The 15,474-nt window shown below is 72.3% G+C and carries 13 protein-coding genes; 5 read left to right on the top strand and 8 right to left on the bottom strand.

Annotated features, from left to right (window positions below):
* Position 1 precedes the first annotated feature (1 nt).
* Both Vgi01_RS04760 and Vgi01_RS04755 read left to right on the top strand, forming a co-directional pair.
* On the top strand, positions 2 to 2,050 hold the full coding sequence (locus Vgi01_RS04760; RefSeq protein WP_204290262.1) for an ATP-binding protein: 2,049 nt from the start codon (positions 2 to 4) through the stop codon (positions 2,048 to 2,050).
* Positions 2,047 to 3,213, top strand: a complete 1,167-nt coding sequence (locus Vgi01_RS04755) for an acyl-CoA dehydrogenase family protein (protein ID WP_102656005.1) — start codon at positions 2,047 to 2,049, stop codon at positions 3,211 to 3,213. Before Vgi01_RS04760 ends, Vgi01_RS04755 begins: the two co-directional genes overlap by 4 nt.
* Before the next feature lie 71 nt (positions 3,214 to 3,284).
* Here Vgi01_RS04755 and Vgi01_RS04750 read toward each other — a convergent pair whose 3' ends face one another.
* On the bottom strand, positions 3,285 to 5,066 hold the full coding sequence (locus tag Vgi01_RS04750) for an alpha/beta hydrolase (RefSeq protein ID WP_204290261.1): 1,782 nt from the start codon (positions 5,064 to 5,066) through the stop codon (positions 3,285 to 3,287).
* A 236-nt stretch (positions 5,067 to 5,302) separates the two neighbouring features.
* Here Vgi01_RS04750 and Vgi01_RS04745 point away from each other — a divergent pair, with 236 nt between their 5' ends.
* Positions 5,303 to 5,629, top strand: a complete 327-nt coding sequence (locus Vgi01_RS04745; RefSeq protein ID WP_102656007.1) for a hypothetical protein — start codon at positions 5,303 to 5,305, stop codon at positions 5,627 to 5,629.
* 39 nt (positions 5,630 to 5,668) lie between these two features.
* On the opposite strand, the gene Vgi01_RS04740 is transcribed toward Vgi01_RS04745, so the two are convergent.
* The 7 genes from Vgi01_RS04740 to Vgi01_RS04710 form a co-directional block, all read right to left on the bottom strand.
* Positions 5,669 to 7,135, bottom strand: a complete 1,467-nt coding sequence (locus Vgi01_RS04740) for a serine/threonine-protein kinase (protein ID WP_102656008.1) — start codon at positions 7,133 to 7,135, stop codon at positions 5,669 to 5,671.
* Positions 7,136 to 7,166: 31 nt separating this feature from the next.
* The gene (locus Vgi01_RS04735) at positions 7,167 to 7,643 is read right to left on the bottom strand and encodes a hypothetical protein (protein ID WP_102656009.1); all 477 of its coding nucleotides are present in this window, start codon (positions 7,641 to 7,643) and stop codon (positions 7,167 to 7,169) included.
* 140 nt (positions 7,644 to 7,783) lie between these two features.
* Entirely contained in the window at positions 7,784 to 11,347 is a 3,564-nt protein-coding gene (locus Vgi01_RS04730) for an adenylate/guanylate cyclase domain-containing protein (RefSeq protein WP_102656010.1), read from the bottom strand.
* On the bottom strand, positions 11,344 to 12,246 hold the full coding sequence (locus tag Vgi01_RS04725) for an MBL fold metallo-hydrolase (protein WP_204290260.1): 903 nt from the start codon (positions 12,244 to 12,246) through the stop codon (positions 11,344 to 11,346). Before Vgi01_RS04725 ends, Vgi01_RS04730 begins: the two co-directional genes overlap by 4 nt.
* A gap of 143 nt (positions 12,247 to 12,389) precedes the next feature.
* Positions 12,390 to 12,848: a RidA family protein gene (locus tag Vgi01_RS04720; protein WP_102659929.1), complete on the bottom strand. Its 459-nt coding sequence runs from the start codon at positions 12,846 to 12,848 to the stop codon at positions 12,390 to 12,392.
* Positions 12,845 to 13,000, bottom strand: a complete 156-nt coding sequence (gene sp36, locus Vgi01_RS04715) for a Sp36 family protein (protein WP_013736319.1) — start codon at positions 12,998 to 13,000, stop codon at positions 12,845 to 12,847. The genes Vgi01_RS04720 and sp36 overlap by 4 nt, the downstream gene beginning before the upstream one ends.
* A 44-nt stretch (positions 13,001 to 13,044) precedes the next feature.
* Entirely contained in the window at positions 13,045 to 13,500 is a 456-nt protein-coding gene (locus tag Vgi01_RS04710; RefSeq protein ID WP_102659930.1) for a hypothetical protein, read from the bottom strand.
* A gap of 325 nt (positions 13,501 to 13,825) precedes the next feature.
* Between Vgi01_RS04710 and Vgi01_RS04705 the strand changes: the two genes are divergently transcribed.
* Both Vgi01_RS04705 and bagA read left to right on the top strand, forming a co-directional pair.
* The gene (locus Vgi01_RS04705) at positions 13,826 to 14,437 is read left to right on the top strand and encodes an Rv0361 family membrane protein (protein ID WP_204290259.1); all 612 of its coding nucleotides are present in this window, start codon (positions 13,826 to 13,828) and stop codon (positions 14,435 to 14,437) included.
* A gap of 26 nt (positions 14,438 to 14,463) precedes the next feature.
* Positions 14,464 to 15,441, top strand: coding sequence for an ATPase BagA (bagA, locus tag Vgi01_RS04700; RefSeq protein ID WP_102659932.1), 978 nt, complete (start codon positions 14,464 to 14,466; stop codon positions 15,439 to 15,441).
* Positions 15,442 to 15,474 lie beyond the last annotated feature (33 nt).

The raw sequence follows: 15,474 nt of genomic DNA, 5'->3' as shown, positions 1-15,474 counted from the left end.
CATGATTGACAGGTTGTTGGTCGCCAACCGCGGGGAGATCGCCCGCCGGATCTTCGCCACCTGCCGGGCGCTGGGCATCGAGACGGTCGCGGTGCACTCCGACGCGGACGCCGACGCCCCCTTCGTCGGCGAGGCCGACCAGGCTGTCCGCCTGCCCGGCAACACCTCCGCCGAGACGTACCTGCGGATCGACCTGATCCTGGACGCGGCCCGGCGCTGCGGCGCGGACGCCGTCCACCCCGGCTACGGCTTCCTCGCCGAGAACGCCGACTTCGCCACGGCGGTGGCCGACGCCGGCCTGACCTGGGTCGGCCCGCCCGCCAAGGCGATCGCCGCGATGGGCGACAAGCTGGCCGCCAAGACGCTGCTCGCCGAGGCCGGCGTACCGATGCTGCCCAGCTGGACCGAGGCGGACCAGGTCACCGACTTCCCGGTGCTGGTCAAGGCGTCCGCCGGGGGCGGCGGTCGCGGCATGCGCATCGTCCGCGACCGGGCCGGGCTGGCCGAGGCCGTCGCCGGTGCGCGCCGCGAGGCGGCGTCGGCGTTCGGCGACGGCACGGTCTTCATCGAGCGGTACGTCGAACGGGGCCGGCACGTCGAGGTGCAGATCGTCGGCGACCGGCACGGTACGGTGCTCGCCCTCGGCGAGCGGGACTGCTCGATCCAGCGCCGACACCAGAAGATCGTCGAGGAGGCACCGGCGCTGCTCGCCACCGAGGTGCGGGCCCGACTGCACCAGGCGGCGGTGGCCGCCGGCCAGGCCGTCGACTATGTCGGGGCGGGCACTGTGGAGTTCCTGCTGACCGAGGAGGGTGATTTCTTCTTCCTGGAGATGAACACCCGACTCCAGGTGGAACACCCGGTCACCGAGGCGGTCACCGGGCTGGACCTGGTCCGGCTGCAACTGTTGGTCGCCGAGGGGCAGCCCCTGCCCGTGCCGGCGACCCCGCCGGTACGGGGCCACGCCATCGAGGTACGCCTCTGCGCCGAGGACCCCGCCCAGGGGTACCGCCCGGCTGCCGGCACCCTGCACCGGTTCAGCGTGCCCGGGGTGGCCGCCGAGTTCACCCCGCACCAGGGGTTGCGGCTGGACTCCGGGGTGGTCGACGGCTCGGTGGTGAGCGTGCACTACGACTCGATGCTCGCCAAGCTGATCGCCTGGGCACCCACCCGCGCCGAGGCGGCCCGCGCCCTGGCCGGTGCGCTCGCCCGCGCCGAGTTGCACGGCGTCACCACCAACCGGGACCTGCTGGTCCGGGTGCTGCGCAGCCCGGAGTTCGGTGCGACGCAGGTCGACACCGGTTTCCTGGACCGGCACCCGGAGGTCCTCGCGCCACTGCTGCCGCCCGCCGAGCTTCCGCTCGTCGCGCTGGCCGCCGCGCTCGCCTCGGCCGCCGCCCGTCGCGCCGCCGCACCTGTGCTGGCCGGGCTGCCGTCGGGCTGGCGCAACGTGCCCGCCGTCCCGCAGGTCACCCGGTTCACCAGCGGCGACGGCGGCGAGATCGAGGTCCGCTACCGGCTGGATCGGGCCGGCCGGCTCGCGCACTTGTCGACCTCTGCCGACTCGACCGCCGCTTCACCCCACCACGCCGGTCCGACCCCAGCTACGCCGAACGAGTCCGGCGAGGCCGGTGCGGAGCCGCACGAGGCGGTCACCCTGGTCGAGGCGGGCCCGGAGCGGGTCGTGCTGGACGTGGCCGGGGTGCGGCGGGCGTACCGCGTACACCGCATCGGGTCCGAAGTTTTCGTGGACGGCCCGGACTCCGCAGCGCGGCTTGTCGAGTCGCCGCGTTTCCCGTTGCCCGGCGCGGCGCTGGCCGCCGGGTCGCTGCTGGCCCCGCTGCCCGGCGCGGTGACCCGGGTGCACGTCGAGGTCGGCCAGCGGGTCGCCGCCGGTGACCTGCTGCTGACCCTGGAAGCGATGAAGCTGGAACACCCCGTTTTCGCCCCGACCGACGGCGTGGTCACCGAACTGCCGGTCCCGCCCGGCGGGCAGGTCGACACGGGTGCCGTGCTCGCCGTGGTCAACCCGCTTGAGGAGACATCGTGACGAACTTCGACCTCAGCCCGGAGCAGGACCAGTTACGCGAGGCGGTGCGCGCGCTGGGTCGCCGGTACGGTCACCGCTACTTCGTGGAGAAGGCCAAGGCCGGCGAGCACACCACCGAGCTGTGGCACGAGGCGGGCCGGCTCGGCTACCTCGGCGTCAACATCCCCACCGAGTACGGCGGTGGTGGCGGCGGGATCACCGAACTGGCCATCGTCTGCGAGGAGTTGGCCGCCGCCGGCTGCCCCCTGCTGCTGCTCGTGGTCTCCCCCGCGATCGCCGCCACCGTCATCCACCGGCACGGCACCGAGGAGCAGCGCAAACGCCACCTGCCCGGGTTGGCCGACGGCTCCCAGAAGATCGTCTTCGCGATCACCGAACCGGAGGCGGGCTCGAACTTCCACCGCCTCGCCACGGTGGCCCGCCGTGACGGCGACGACTGGCTGCTGTCCGGGCGCAAGTGCTACATCTCCGGCGTCGACGAGGCACAGCACGTGCTGGTGGTGGCCCGTACCGAGGACGCGGCGACCGGCAAGCTCAAGCCGGCGCTGTTCCTGGTGCCCACCGACGCGCCCGGAATGACCCGCTCCAAGCTCGACATGGAGATCGTGTCCCCGGAGAACCAGTTCCTGCTCTACCTGGACGACGTTCGACTGCCCGCCGACGCGCTGGTCGGTGAGTCTCTCGACGCCGGTCTGCCGGCGCTGTTCGCCGGGCTGAATCCGGAACGGATCACGGTTGCCGCGATGGGTGCCGGCACCGGTCGGTACGCCATCGAGCGGGCCACCGAGTACACCGCCACCCGGGCGGTCTGGGGCGGCCGGACCATCGGCACCCACCAGGGTGTGTCGCACCCGCTGGCACACGCCGCCGTGCAGGTGGAGCTGGCCCGACTGATGATCCAGAAGGCGGCGGCCCTCTACGACGCCGGGCGGGATCTGGAGGCGGGCGTGGCCGGCAACATGGCCAAGTACGCCTCCAGCGAGGCCGCGGCGCTGGCCGTCGACACCGCCGTCCAGGCTCTCGGCGGTGCCGGCATGACCACCGAGTACGGCGTGGCCACCCTGCTCGGTGCGGTACGCGCCAGCCGGATCGCCCCGGTCAGCCGCGAGATGATCCTCAACTTCGTCGCCCAACACATCCTCGGCCAGGACAAGTCGTACTGAGCCGGGGAAGACGGGCCGGGGTACGGCGGGCGACCCGAACGCCTGCCGTACCCCGGTGAGTCGAACGTAACTCAGCGACCGGCCGGTGTCCCTACCGGCAGCGGCGCCACCACTGGCGGTAGCTGCTTCGGTGCACCGCGACGCGGCGCGCCCTGCGCGGCCATGTCGCTGCTGGGCATCTCGGCCCGGGTGGTCGCCGCGAACTCCGGCACCTCCTGGAAGGGCTGAATGTCACCCTTGCAGACCGTGCCCTTCCTGGGCAGCGTCACCCGCAGCAGGTACGCGTCCATGGCATCGGTCACGCAGGCCGAGGTCCCGTACGCCGTGTGCCCCCAACTGTCGCTGGACAGCAGTCGGCTGTTCGGCAGCAGCTTCGAGGCGGACACCGCCCCGTTGTAGTTGGTGGAGGGGTCCCAGTAGTTGCCGACCACCAGCACCGGATTGGCGGTCCGCCGGTTGAAGGGGCCGGTGAACCGGTCCTCGTCGCGTACGGTCCAACTGCCCCGGGCGCAGGGCGCGCTGGCCCAGGTCCAGAGCCGACCGAAGTACGGATCCCGCTTGTCGGCCCTGGCTGCCCGGGCCGGCCAGGAAGCGACGGCCGTGGGGTGGTTGGCGTCGACGCAGTTCACCCCGAGGAATGCCTCCATCATGTTGTCGTACGGGATGTCGTCGAAGCGGGCCTGAGCCAGCCACCGGCCCAGCGCGGCCCGCGCCTGCTCGCGGTCCGCCGCGGATGCCGTCGGGTCGGTGAGCCGCAGCACCTCGGCGGTCAACCACACGATGTCGCCGTCGTTCCAGGGGTAGTACAGCAACCTGAGGACGGTGCTGATGAAGCTGGTGTAGGTGAAGGTTCGCGGGCCGAGGTACGGGACTTCGATCACCACCGACCCGGCCTTGAGCCGTTGCATCGCCAGCTCGAACTTGGCCGCCGGGTCGCCGGGGGCCAGCGGGCAGAGGTCTGCACCGACGGTCCTGCACCGCTTGAGAATCTCGCTGAGCGCCTTGTACGCGCCCTGCGCGCTGCGCATCCGCGACTCCTGGTCGACGTCGCCGTAGTTCCCGCCACCGACCCAGGCGGTCGCGTCCAGCACCCCGTCGATCGCCACAGCGCGAACCCGGTCGGGGAACATGTTCGCGTAGTGCTGCCCGAGGATGCTGCCGTAGCTCCACCCCAGGTAGGTCAGCTTCTTGTCGCCCACGGCCCGACGCAGCACGTCCATGTCCCGGGCCACCTGGGCGGTGGACATCGCGCCACTGATCGGCTTGCCCGTGGTGGAGCAGGCCTTGCCGACGGCGACCGAGGAGGCCACGTACTTCTTCTCCTCCGCCTTGGTGTACGGGAAGGCGACGTTCAACCCCTCGTACGCCCGGGTCTGTTCCTCGACCGTTCTGAAGCACCTGATCGGGTTGCTGGCACCCACCCCGCGCGGGTCCATCCCGACGATGTCGAACCGGTCCAGCAGGACATCACTGAGGAAGTACGGCGAGGCCAGGACGGTGGCGATGGCCGGGACTCCGGGACCACCCGGGTTGATGAAGAGGCTGCCGATCTTGCGCTTCTGGTCGCGTGCCTTGACCCGCACGACTGCCACCTGGGTGGTGGGGCCCTTCGGGTCGTCGTAGTCAAGTGGCAGGTCGACCGTGGCGCACTCGGCCCCCTCGTCGCACTCCGCCCAGTTCATCCTGGGGGTGGGTACCCGGTCGACGCGCAGGCTCTCCTTGATGCTTGTGCGGTGCGAGACGCTCGCACCACCGATGACGATCGGGGCGGCAGCGGCGGGTACGACCGCCATCCCGGCGAGCAGTACGCCGGTGATAGCCGCTGCGGCCAGTGTCCGGGCTGGTCGTGGCATAGGGACGCCTTCCGGTGGAGTGAGGGACACGTCGAGTCGAGGCTCGACCACGACCACTTTAGATACTCAGAACTCATCGCTTTACCGGACAAAGATGGCTTATCCTGGCATTCACTCGGGCGAATGTAACAACCTGTTCATCAGATGCGCCGTATTCAGCGGTGCGATGCCTGACGTTTTCCCAATCATGGGAAGTCCGTAGTTGACAGACCGGCGATCCCCGACATTCTGGACCAGTGAAACGCTTCTCCGACGCCCGAACCGTCGCGGTGGTCGCCGCCATCGCGGCCTGCTGGCTACTGGCGTCGCTGGTCGCCGGACGTCGACAAGACCTGATCGGCGTGGCGATGGCCCTGCTCTGCGTCCTGCTCGCCACCGTCGCCGGAGTGGCAGTGGCCGCAGCCCGTCAGCAGGATGCCGCCGTTGCGTCCGATCCCGCGCCCCCACTCGGGCCTGCCAACACCGGGCCGCAGGGCGTGGACGCCGACACGCTGGAGACGTTGGGCGACCGCGACGCGGTCCGCGCGATGCGGGCCCGCTACCGGACCGACGGCGACAAGTGACCGGGCAGCCGCCGCCCGCACACCTGTCGCGCCGCCCGGTCAGTTGCCGGTGAGCGTGGGCGAGGCCAGTCCGTTCAGCCCTCGTCCGGCGAGGCAGCGATACGTGGGGTCGACCTCCGCGTCGGTCGGAGGCAGCACCTCCAGGTTCCAGCCGGTCGTCGTACGCCCGCCGATGATCAGTCGGAACGTCTCCTCGTTGCAGACCCGCTGGACGGCCGGATCGGCCACGATCTCGTCGTGGCCGGCGTCAGCCAGCGCGGCGGGCAACTCGCCCTGGGCGTAGCTCTCCCAGGTGTGCCGACTGTCGCACGGCACCCGGCTCGCCTCGGCCCGTTGACCCCGCACCTGCACCGGCCCGAAGCACTCCAACTCCTCCGCGCACCGGGCACCGCTGGGCAGCGCCTGCGGCACGGCGGCACAACCCGGCCGCAGCACGCCGGTCGCCGAGGGGCGAACGGGCAGGGTCGGCTGGGCCGGCGGCAGACCACCGGCGGCCCAGGCGCCGACCCCGGCCGACGCGGCCAACGCGACGACGCCCGCCATGCCGAAGAACCAGCGTCGCCGACGCTGCCGGGCCGAGTCGCCGGGGGCCGCAGTGGTGGGCGGCGGGTGGGGCGGACCGGCGTCGTACCGACCGCCACCAAATCCGAACGAGTTGTCCTGGGCGTATCTGCCGGGAGCGCCCAGGGAGAGATTGGCAAGCAGGTCGCGCAACTCCGCGGCGGACGGCCGCTCCCCCGGATCGTTTGCCATGCCCACCCGGAGCACGTCCATCAGATCCTCCGGCACCCCGGGCAGGCTGGGGATCGGCTGGTGGAACATCTCCAGCACGGTCACCAGGCTCGGGTTCCGCTCGGCCTGCCAGCGGGGCGGCCGACCATGCATGACCGCGTAGAGCGTGGCGCAGAGCGCATACACGTCGACGGCCGGCGACGGCGGGCTGTGATTGAACATCTCCGGTGGCGCGTACGCCGGGGTGAGCACCTCCAGGGCGACCGAGGCGTCCCGCATCTCGGCGACCACCGCCAGCCCGAAGTCGGCAAGCACCGCGCTGTTGAAGTGCGAGTAGAGGATGTTTGCGGGCTTGACGTCGCGATGCAGCACGCCCGCGCCGTGCGAATGGGCGATCGCGTCGGCGATCTTGACACCGAGGTCACGGGCCTCGACGGCATCCAGCGGCGAGGTACGCATCCGCTCGGCGTACGACCCGTCGCAGAGTTCCATGATCAGATAGGGGTGCTGGTCGATGGTGACGCCGACGTCGAACAGGTCCACCACGTGCGGGTGTGACGACATCCGGCCGGCCGCCCGAGCCTCGCGCAGGAAACGCGCCTGGTCCCGTTCGCTGGCCAGGGTGCGATTCTCCACCTTGACCGCGACCTCACGACCTACGGAGATCTGAGTGGCCCGGTAGACCGTCGCATAACCACCCCGGGCGAACACCTGCAAATCAGTCAGACCAGGCACAATGGGCATCGGCAACGAGCCGGGCGGCGTGTCGGTCACGGTATCGAAAATACCCAACCGCACCGTCCGCTCATCGAACCGCATCGGCAGACGGCTCCACGTTCGACGTTCCCGCCCCGCCACGCCCGCCCGAATCCGCAGCGTCACCGGCTCGCCGGGCATCCCACCAGAGGCCCGCCGCGGTGGCCAACGCGCCCACGCCCTCCCAGGCGGCCACGCCGAAGAACGCGCCGGGCGCCACGTCGGCCAGCACCGCGAGCGTGAACACCGTGAACGTGACAAGCCGGAAGACCACCGTGAAGCGGTAGAACGCCCGCCACTCGGTGGCGGTGGCGAGCAGGTAGTAGACGCCCATGTTGAACGAGGCCATCGACGAGGCGGTCACGAAGACACCCGTGTAGTCGCCGGCCGTACGGGTCTCCGGAATCTCGAAGCCGAGCATCCCCAGCAGCGTTTCCGGCCAGAGCAGCCCGACCGCGCCCATCAGCAGTGCCAACACGCCGAACACGGCGATCGTCCAGCCGGCAACCGAGCGCGGCAGCCTCATCTTCAGCCCTCCCCCTTGACGGCCCAGCGACCACGTCGACAAACGCGGGCAACTGCACGGTAACCGTCGGCGTTACGAATCACATCACCGAAACCGACACACCTGCAGCTGCCGTACCAACCCGCCCCGGCAGGGACGGGTCAGCCGGCGGCGCGTAGCCGGGCCAGCAGGGACTCGGCGGCGGCGCGCTCGCTGCGCTGCTCGGTCGCGTACGCCAGACGAACCGCCTCCTCGGCACAGGCCGTCGCCTCGGCCGGGCGACCACACGCGGCCAACGCCTCGGCGAGCACGCTCACCGCGATCACCTGACTGCGTACGTCCTCCGCGGGCACCTGCACCGCCCGCCGGGCCCAGTCCAACGCCTGCTCCCGCTGTTCGTGCGCGAGCAGCGCCGAGGCGTACCGCGCCATCGACTGCCGGCGGGCGAACAGCAACGAGGGCGTACCGGCCGCGGCGGTGGCGACCGGCGCGAGCAGCCCGACCGCGGTACCGGAGTCGCCGGCCGCCAGCCGGGCGGTCGCCAGCAGCACCCGGGGCGCCACCTGTGCGGGTGCCTGCGGGTTGTGCGGCTCGACGCTGGTGAGCACGGCCCGGGCGTCGCGTTCGGCAGCGCTGACGTCGCCCATGTCCAGCGCCACGAAGCCACGCAGGGTGCCGGCCATCCCGGTGAGCAACGGGTGACCCGTACGGTGGGCGTAGGACATCGCGTCGGTGAGCAGGTCGGCGGCGTGCTCCGGCTCGCCCAGCCCGCGGGCGACCACCCCGCGTACGACCAGGGCGAAGCCCTGCCCCCACTCGTCGGAGGCGGCGGCGAACTCGCGGTACGCCCGCCGGGCCTCCCGATCGGCGTCGGCAAGGTCACCGAGTTCGGCCTTCGCGTACGCGTCGACGGCCCGCAGGGTGCCCACCGCCCACGCCTCGCCGACCCGCTCACCGAACGGCAGGAAGATCCGGGCCAGCCGGTGCGCCTCCCGTAGCCGGCCGGCGAGCAGCCGCGCGAAGGCGGTGGTGCCGCGCAGCCAGGCGCGGCCGTACGGGTCCTTGAGTTCGGCGAAGAGTCGAGCCGCCCGCCCGAGGACGGCGTCCGTACCGGCGAAGTCCCCTCGGGTGGTGGTCACCCAGGCCAGGTTCTGCAACGACCAGGCCTGCCCCCGGCGGTCCTGTGCCGCCAGGCTGACCTGGTACGCGGCGGCCAGCCGACTGCTCGCCTGACCCAACCGGCCGGCGAGGAAGTCCGCCATGCCCAGTCGCCGCATCGCCGAAGCCCGCAGTGCGGGCAGCTCGGCGTCGGTGGCCACCTGCAACGCCTCCCGCCAGTAGGTCTCCGCCCGCCGCAGGTCACCCATCACCTGCTGGGCCTGCCCGGCGAGCAGCAGCGCGCTGACCCGGGTCGCCGCCTGGTCCCCGGCGTTCGCCGCGATCTTCTCGGCGTAGGCCAGCGCGTCGGCGGCCTGCCCGACCTGGAGCAGCGCCCGGGCGTGGACCACACGGTCGGCACCCGGCACCTCGCCGCGGGCCAGCGCGGCGGCACGCTCGGCGTACTCGACGGCCAGCGCCGGCTCGCCCTCCTGCAACGACCGGCGCGCGGCGCGGCCGAGCGCGGCGACACCCAGCGGGGCGACCGCCCGGGCCGGCGCGTCCGGGCGCAGGGTGACCGCGTCGGCAAGCGCGGTCGCCCGTTCGACGTGACCGGCCACGAAGTCGTCCCGGGCGGCATCGGCGAAGCCGCCCGGGCCGCCCGAGCCGCTCTCCGGCGGCGCCGCCCAGCGGGCCAACGCGGCGTGCCGTTCGGCCAGCTCAGCCTTGCTTATCCCGGAGTACGCCGCCTCTCGCATCAGTGGTGTGGCGAACGCGTAGCCGGTCCGGGTGCGGTGCAGCATGCGGCGTTGCAGCAGCTCCTCCACCGCCCGTTCCTGCTCGACCGCGACCACCGCGGCCGGCCGGCCGGCCCGACCGGCGCGTTGTTCCCACAGCGCCTCCAGCGCACCGTCGGGCACCGTGTCACCGACCACCGCAGCGTCCCGCAGCACCGCGCGGGCCTCCGGTGGCAGGGCGTCGATTCGAGCCGCGAGCACGGCCGCCAGGTCGCGGGAGAGCAGCCGGCTGCCGAGTGAGCCGGGCACCAGCCGCCAACTGTTGCCCGCTCCGGCGGTCAACGCGCCGCGTTCCATCAGCAGGGTGACAAGTTCCGCCAGGTAGAAGGGGTTTCCCTGGGCGGTGGCGAGCAGTCGGTCGGCGTCGGCCTGGGGCAGTCGCCCGCCGTTGAGATAGCTGGTGAGCAGGCGGGCCGCGTCGGCACCGCGCAGCGGCGGCAGCGCGTGCACCTCGGCGTCCGCGACCCGGGTCAGGGTCCCGGCGGTACGCACCAGTTCGGGCCGGCCGAGCAGCAGCACCAGGATCGAACCGTCGAGCCGGGAGAGGGTGACCTCCAGCGCCCGGATCGTCTCACCGGTGGCGTCGTGCAGGTCGTCCACCACCACCATCAACGGCGCCTCGGCGGCGAGCGCGCTGAGCAGGTCCGCCACCGCGTTGGGTACCGCCTCGGCGTCGGGTGGCGGAGAGTTGCTCCAGTCGACCTGGTCGGTGCCGGTGGGCAGTTCGGCGTACCCGAGCAGGGCCAGCAGTTGGTCGACGGCGACCGGGGCGGGATCGGGGCGGAACCGGCTGAGTCGCTGGCCGAGCCGCCGCAGCCGCTCCTCCACCGCCGCCCGGGTGACCGCGGTGGCCGTGTCGTTGGGCAGGCCGGCGGCGGCGCGTACCAGGTCGGCGAGGGGAGCGAGCCGGCGACGCTCGCCGAACGCGGCACACCGTACCGACAGCACTCGGGCACCGGTGTGGGCGGCGTACCGTCCGGCCCCCACGTCGTAGCCGGCGGCGAGACGTTCCACCTCGGCGGCGAACCGGGACTTGCCGATGCCCGCCTCGGCGGTCATCAGCAACACTCGGGGCTCACCCCGGTCGATCACCTCGGCCAGTCGCCCGGCGACCCGGCCGATCTCGGTCTCCCGCCCTACGTAGGGTGCCTCGTCACCGAGCCCTGACCGGGTGCCCGGGGCGTCCAGCAGGCCGAGCAGTTCGTACGCCTCGACCGGCTCGCGCTTGCCCTTGAGCCGCAACGGCCGCAGCGCCCGCCAACTGGCCACGTGCCGGGTGGCCGCGGCGGTGCGCGCCCCGGCGTAGACCGCGCCGACGGCGGCGGCGTCGGCCAGCCGGGCGGCGGTGTTCACGGTGTCGCCGATGACCGTGTACTCGATGGCGGCCTGGATGCCGGCTATCACGTCGCCGGTGTTCAGGCCGACCCGCAGGCCCAACGGCGCGCCGCCACCGCGCTCGTCGTCCAGCACCCGGCGCACCGCCCGCTGCATGGACAGCGCGGCGCGTACGGCCCGCTCGGCGTCGTCCTCGTGAGCCACGGGGGCACCGAAGACCGCCATGATCCCGTCACCGGTCAGCTTGTCGACGTGCCCGCCGAAGGTCTTCACCGCCCCGGCGAGGGAAGCCAGCACCCGGTCGGTGACCGCGCCGACCCGCTCCGGGTCGAGATCCTCCGACCAGGAGGTGAAGTCGGACAGGTCACCGAAGAGCACGGTCACCACCCGGCGTTCGGCGGCCGGCAGGGTCGCGGCGGCCGGCAGTGCGGCACCACAGTTGTGGCAGAACCGGCCACCGGGTACGGCGACGGTTCCACAGACCGGGCAGGTCACGGTGTGTCCAACCCCGCGCCGTCAGCGCCGGTGTCCCGGCCCAGATACTCCAGTTGGGCGCGGACCGACCACTCCGCCGCCCACCACAGCGACCGGTCCACGTCGGCGTAGACCTTTGCGACCACCTCCGCCGCGGTGTGCGCACCCTCGTCGAGGGCCACCCGGACCTGGTCGAGCCGGGCCCGCCGGTGGGCGAGGTAGAACTCGGCGGCGGCACCGCAGTCGGCAAGCGCCGGGCCGTGTCCCGGCAACGCCGGGATCCCCCGGTACGTCGAGAGCAGTTCCAGGCTGGCCAGGTAGTCGCCGAGGTGGCCGTCCGGGTGGGCGACCACGGTGGTGCCTCGGCCCAGGATGGTGTCGCCGGTCAGCACCACCTGCCGGCCTTCCCGCTCGACCAGCAGGCAGATCGAGTCGGCGGTGTGCCCGGGGGTCGGCACCAGCCGGATGGACAGCCCGCACCCGTCGCCGCCCAGTTCGACACCGTCCGGTCCGTCGCTGTCCGGTCCGTCGCTGTCCGGTCCGACGCCGTCCGGTCCGTTGCCGTCCGGTCCGGTGCCGGTCAGGGGCGGGGCGGCGATGCTGTACGCGGGATCGACGGCCCGGACCGGCACCCCGTCGAGCAGTTCGTGCAGCCGCGGGGCGCCCTCGGTGTGGTCGGGATGCCCGTGGGTGATCAGGACCAGCCCGATCGGCCCGAGCGCGGTGATCGCGGTCAGATGCCCCTCGTCAGCCGGCCCCGGATCGACCAGGACCCCGTACGCCGCACCGGGAGCCCGCAGCAGCCAGGTGTTGGTGCCATCCAGCGTCATCACGCCCGGATTGGGCGCGCGCAGCAACGTCACCCACTCCGGCAGTTCGCTGGCGAGGGCGGTCACCGCCCCCGTCACATGCCCTCCCATGGCTGCGATCGTACGACCCCACCAACCCGCCCTCGCGATCTTGCAGTTTCAGTCCCCGATTCGCCCCTGATTAGGGCGTTTCATCCCGACCGAAAGTGCAAGATCGCGGGGGCGAGGGCGGGAGGGCGGGGAGGGGGAGGGGGTCAGGTGACTTCGACGATTACTTCTACCTCGACGGGGGCGTCCAGGGGGAGTTCGGCGACGCCGACGGCGCTGCGGGCGTGGCGGCCGGCTTCGCCGAAGACGGCGCCGAAGAGGTCGGACGCGCCGTTGATGACGGCGGGCTGGCCGGTGAAGCCGGACGCGCTCGCGACGAAGCCGGTCAGCTTGACCACCTTGACGACGTTCTCCAGGCCGACCAGCGCGTCGATCGCACCGAGCGCGTTGAGCGCACACTGCTGGGCGAGCTGCTTGGCCTGATCTGCGGAGACGCCGGCACCGACCTTGCCGGTGGCCAGCAACTTGCCGGCCGAGACCGGCAGCTGCCCGGAGACGTAGACGTGCTGGCCGGACTGCACCGCCGGCAGATAGCTCGCCACCGGCGGCACCACCTCCGGCACCGCCAACCCGAGCTCCGCCAGCTTGGCGTGCGGCCCGCTCATGCCTTCGGCCGCTTCAGGTACGCGACGAGCTGCTCAGGATTCGGTCCGGGTACGACGGAGACGAGTTCCCATCCGTCCTCACCCCAGTTGTCGAGGATCTGCTTGGTCGCGTGGACCAGCAGCGGGACCGTGGCGTATTCCCACTTCTGCATCGTCGGAGAGCTCCCTCGGTGGCATGGACACTTCGGGCCACAGCCTACGGTCCACCGCTCGGCTCGGAGGCGGGACGCGGCTCGGGTGTGGTCGGCAGGTCCCCGCAGGGGCCCCGATGGTCGTACGGCTGGGGGCAACGCGTGCGGTCGGCCAGCAGCAGATCGCAGAAGACCCGGTGGCGGTTGTTCTGGTCGTCGGCGGTCGACACCTCGGTCTCCCCCGCGTCCAGCTCGGGCAGGAAGTTCAGCGAGGTGGCCACCCGGCTGGCCAGGGTGGTCGCGGCGGCCAGGTCGGTCACCTTGATCGGCAGGTGGATGACGTACCCGGGGCTCTCCTCGTCCCGCCCACCGGCCGGCTCCAGGCCCGGCGGGTCGACGGGACGCCGGTAGGACCGCTCGTTGACCGGCAGCCGGCCCAGGGCGGCGACCCCGAGCGGCCTGCCGCCCCCGAGTGCCCCTGACGGGAAGTGGGCTCGGGGGGTGTTTTCCGTGTCGCGCATGCGCTTCCTCCGGGCGTCGTACCTGGTCACGGCATCCCCCGATGATCCGGAGCCGCTGCCCCCGCCCCCGGCCCGGACGTGCCGGAGCGACCGTAGGACGGCCCGCAGGTCCCATCAACCAAGACGCGCGCGCCAAGGGCGTTCGGTCGCATTTGTGACACCTGTCCAGCAGTACGGTGATCGCGCCCCCGCCGCACGGACACCACGCCCCCGCAGTCCCCACCCGGACCGCTACCCTTCCCGTCTGGACGGGCACCCTGCCCGGCCGCCCGATCCCATCGCTCGCCGACGCCCCGCGGCGATGCGCCCATACCGGGGGGACGCGATGACCCAGCCACCCACCAGCGGCCCGACCGGCCCCACGGAACTGCCGCCCACCTCGCCGCCTGCGCCCACCTCGCCACCCCCGCCCGGTTATCCCCAGACCGGCTATCCCCCGCCCGGTTACCCGCCGACCGGTTACCCGCCGCACGCGGCACCGGCCGGCCGACCGCCCCGCAAGCGCGGTGCCCTGCTGGCCGCGCTCGCGCTCGCAGTGGTGTTGGTGCTCTGCGCCGGCGGCGGCGTGGCCGCGTTCCTGACCGTGCGGAACGCCGAGTCCGGCGAGGGCGCGTCCGAGCCCTCCGTGGCGGTGGACGAGTTCCTCACCGCGATCTACCAGGAGCGGGATGCGGCGAAGGCGGCCCGCCTGGTGTGCAGCGCCGCCCGGGACCAGCAGAAGATCCGCGCCAAGGTCGCCGAGGTCGAGGAATACCTCTCGGCTCACCAGAGCCCCCGGTTCCGCTGGGACACCCCGAAGGTGGACAACGAGACAGGTGACCGTGCCACGGTCACCACCACGGTGACGGTGACCACGTCCGATGAGAAGATCGCCGGCCAGGATCTGCGCTTCACCGTGATCCGCAAGACGGGCTGGTGGGTCTGCGAGGTCGCCTGAGCCCGCCGGATGGATAGGCTCGACAGGTGGGAGCTACGCAGCGACCGGCCGATCGGGCCGGCACCGATTGGCCCGCCCGCCTGCACGTGGTGACCGGCAAGGGCGGCACGGGCAAGACCAGCGTGGCTGCCGCGCTGGCTCTGGGCCTGGCCGCCGGTGGGCGTCGCACCCTGCTGGTCGAGGTGGAGGGGCGTCAGGGCATCGCGCAGCTCTTCGGCACGCAGCCGCTGCCGTACGCCGAGCGACACCTGGTCGACGCGCGCGACGGCGGCGAGGTGTACGCGCTGGCGGTGGACGCCGAAGAGGCGCTGCTGGAATACCTGGACATGTTCTACAAGCTCGGCGCGGCCGGTCGGGCGCTGCGCAAGCTGGGTGCGATCGACTTCGCCACCACCATCGCTCCCGGGCTGCGCGACGTGCTGCTCACCGGCAAGGTCAAGGAGGCCACCACCCGCACCGCCGACCAGCGACGGGTGTACGACGCCGTGGTGCTGGACGCCCCGCCCACCGGTCGGATCGGCCGATTCCTGAACGTGACAGCCGAAACCGCCCGGCTGGCCAAGGTCGGCCCGATCAAGACCCAGAGCGAGGGGGTCGCGGCGTTGCTGCGCTCGCCGATGACCGCCGTGCACGTGGTGACCCTGCTCGAAGAGATGCCGGTGCAGGAGACGATCGACGCGATCGGCGAGTTGACCTCGCTCGGCTTCGGGGTGGGCAAGGTGATCATCAACGCGGCCCGGCCACCGCTGCCGACGGGACAGCTGGTCACCGAGGCGGAGTTGGAGCACGGGCTGCGCGCCGCCGGGCTGCCGGTCGAGCAGCGGCTCGTCGCCGGCCTGCACGACGAGGCACGTGACCAGGTGATCCGCCGGGAGCTGGAGGATTCACTCCGCGCCGACCTGGTGGAGTTGGGCGTACCGCTTGTGGAGTTGCCGCTGTTGCCCGGTGGGATGGACCGCGCCGGCCTCGACGTCCTCGCCGCAGCCCTGTTGAGGGGCGATTGACTCACACCTTGACGTCGGGCTGGCACGTCAGCG

Source organism: Micromonospora gifhornensis (assembly GCF_016863515.1).
Lineage (GTDB): Bacteria > Actinomycetota > Actinomycetes > Mycobacteriales > Micromonosporaceae > Micromonospora > Micromonospora gifhornensis.
This window is presented reverse-complemented; position numbering and strand designations above follow the sequence as displayed.

Bases quoted from the DNA above. Each gene is read 5' to 3' on its own strand.
- Vgi01_RS04760 (WP_204290262.1), top strand. From the start codon at position 2: ATGATTGACAGGTTGTTGGTCGCCAACCGCGGGGAGATCGCCCGCCGG.
- Vgi01_RS04750 (WP_204290261.1), bottom strand. From the start codon at position 5,066: ATGCCACGACCAGCCCGGACACTGGCCGCAGCGGCTATCACCGGCGTA.
- Vgi01_RS04735 (WP_102656009.1), bottom strand. From the start codon at position 7,643: ATGAGGCTGCCGCGCTCGGTTGCCGGCTGGACGATCGCCGTGTTCGGC.
- Vgi01_RS04725 (WP_204290260.1), bottom strand. From the start codon at position 12,246: ATGGGAGGGCATGTGACGGGGGCGGTGACCGCCCTCGCCAGCGAACTG.
- Vgi01_RS04720 (WP_102659929.1), bottom strand. From the start codon at position 12,848: ATGAGCGGGCCGCACGCCAAGCTGGCGGAGCTCGGGTTGGCGGTGCCG.
- sp36 (WP_013736319.1), bottom strand. From the start codon at position 13,000: ATGCAGAAGTGGGAATACGCCACGGTCCCGCTGCTGGTCCACGCGACC.
- Vgi01_RS04710 (WP_102659930.1), bottom strand. From the start codon at position 13,500: ATGCGCGACACGGAAAACACCCCCCGAGCCCACTTCCCGTCAGGGGCA.
- Vgi01_RS04705 (WP_204290259.1), top strand. From the start codon at position 13,826: ATGACCCAGCCACCCACCAGCGGCCCGACCGGCCCCACGGAACTGCCG.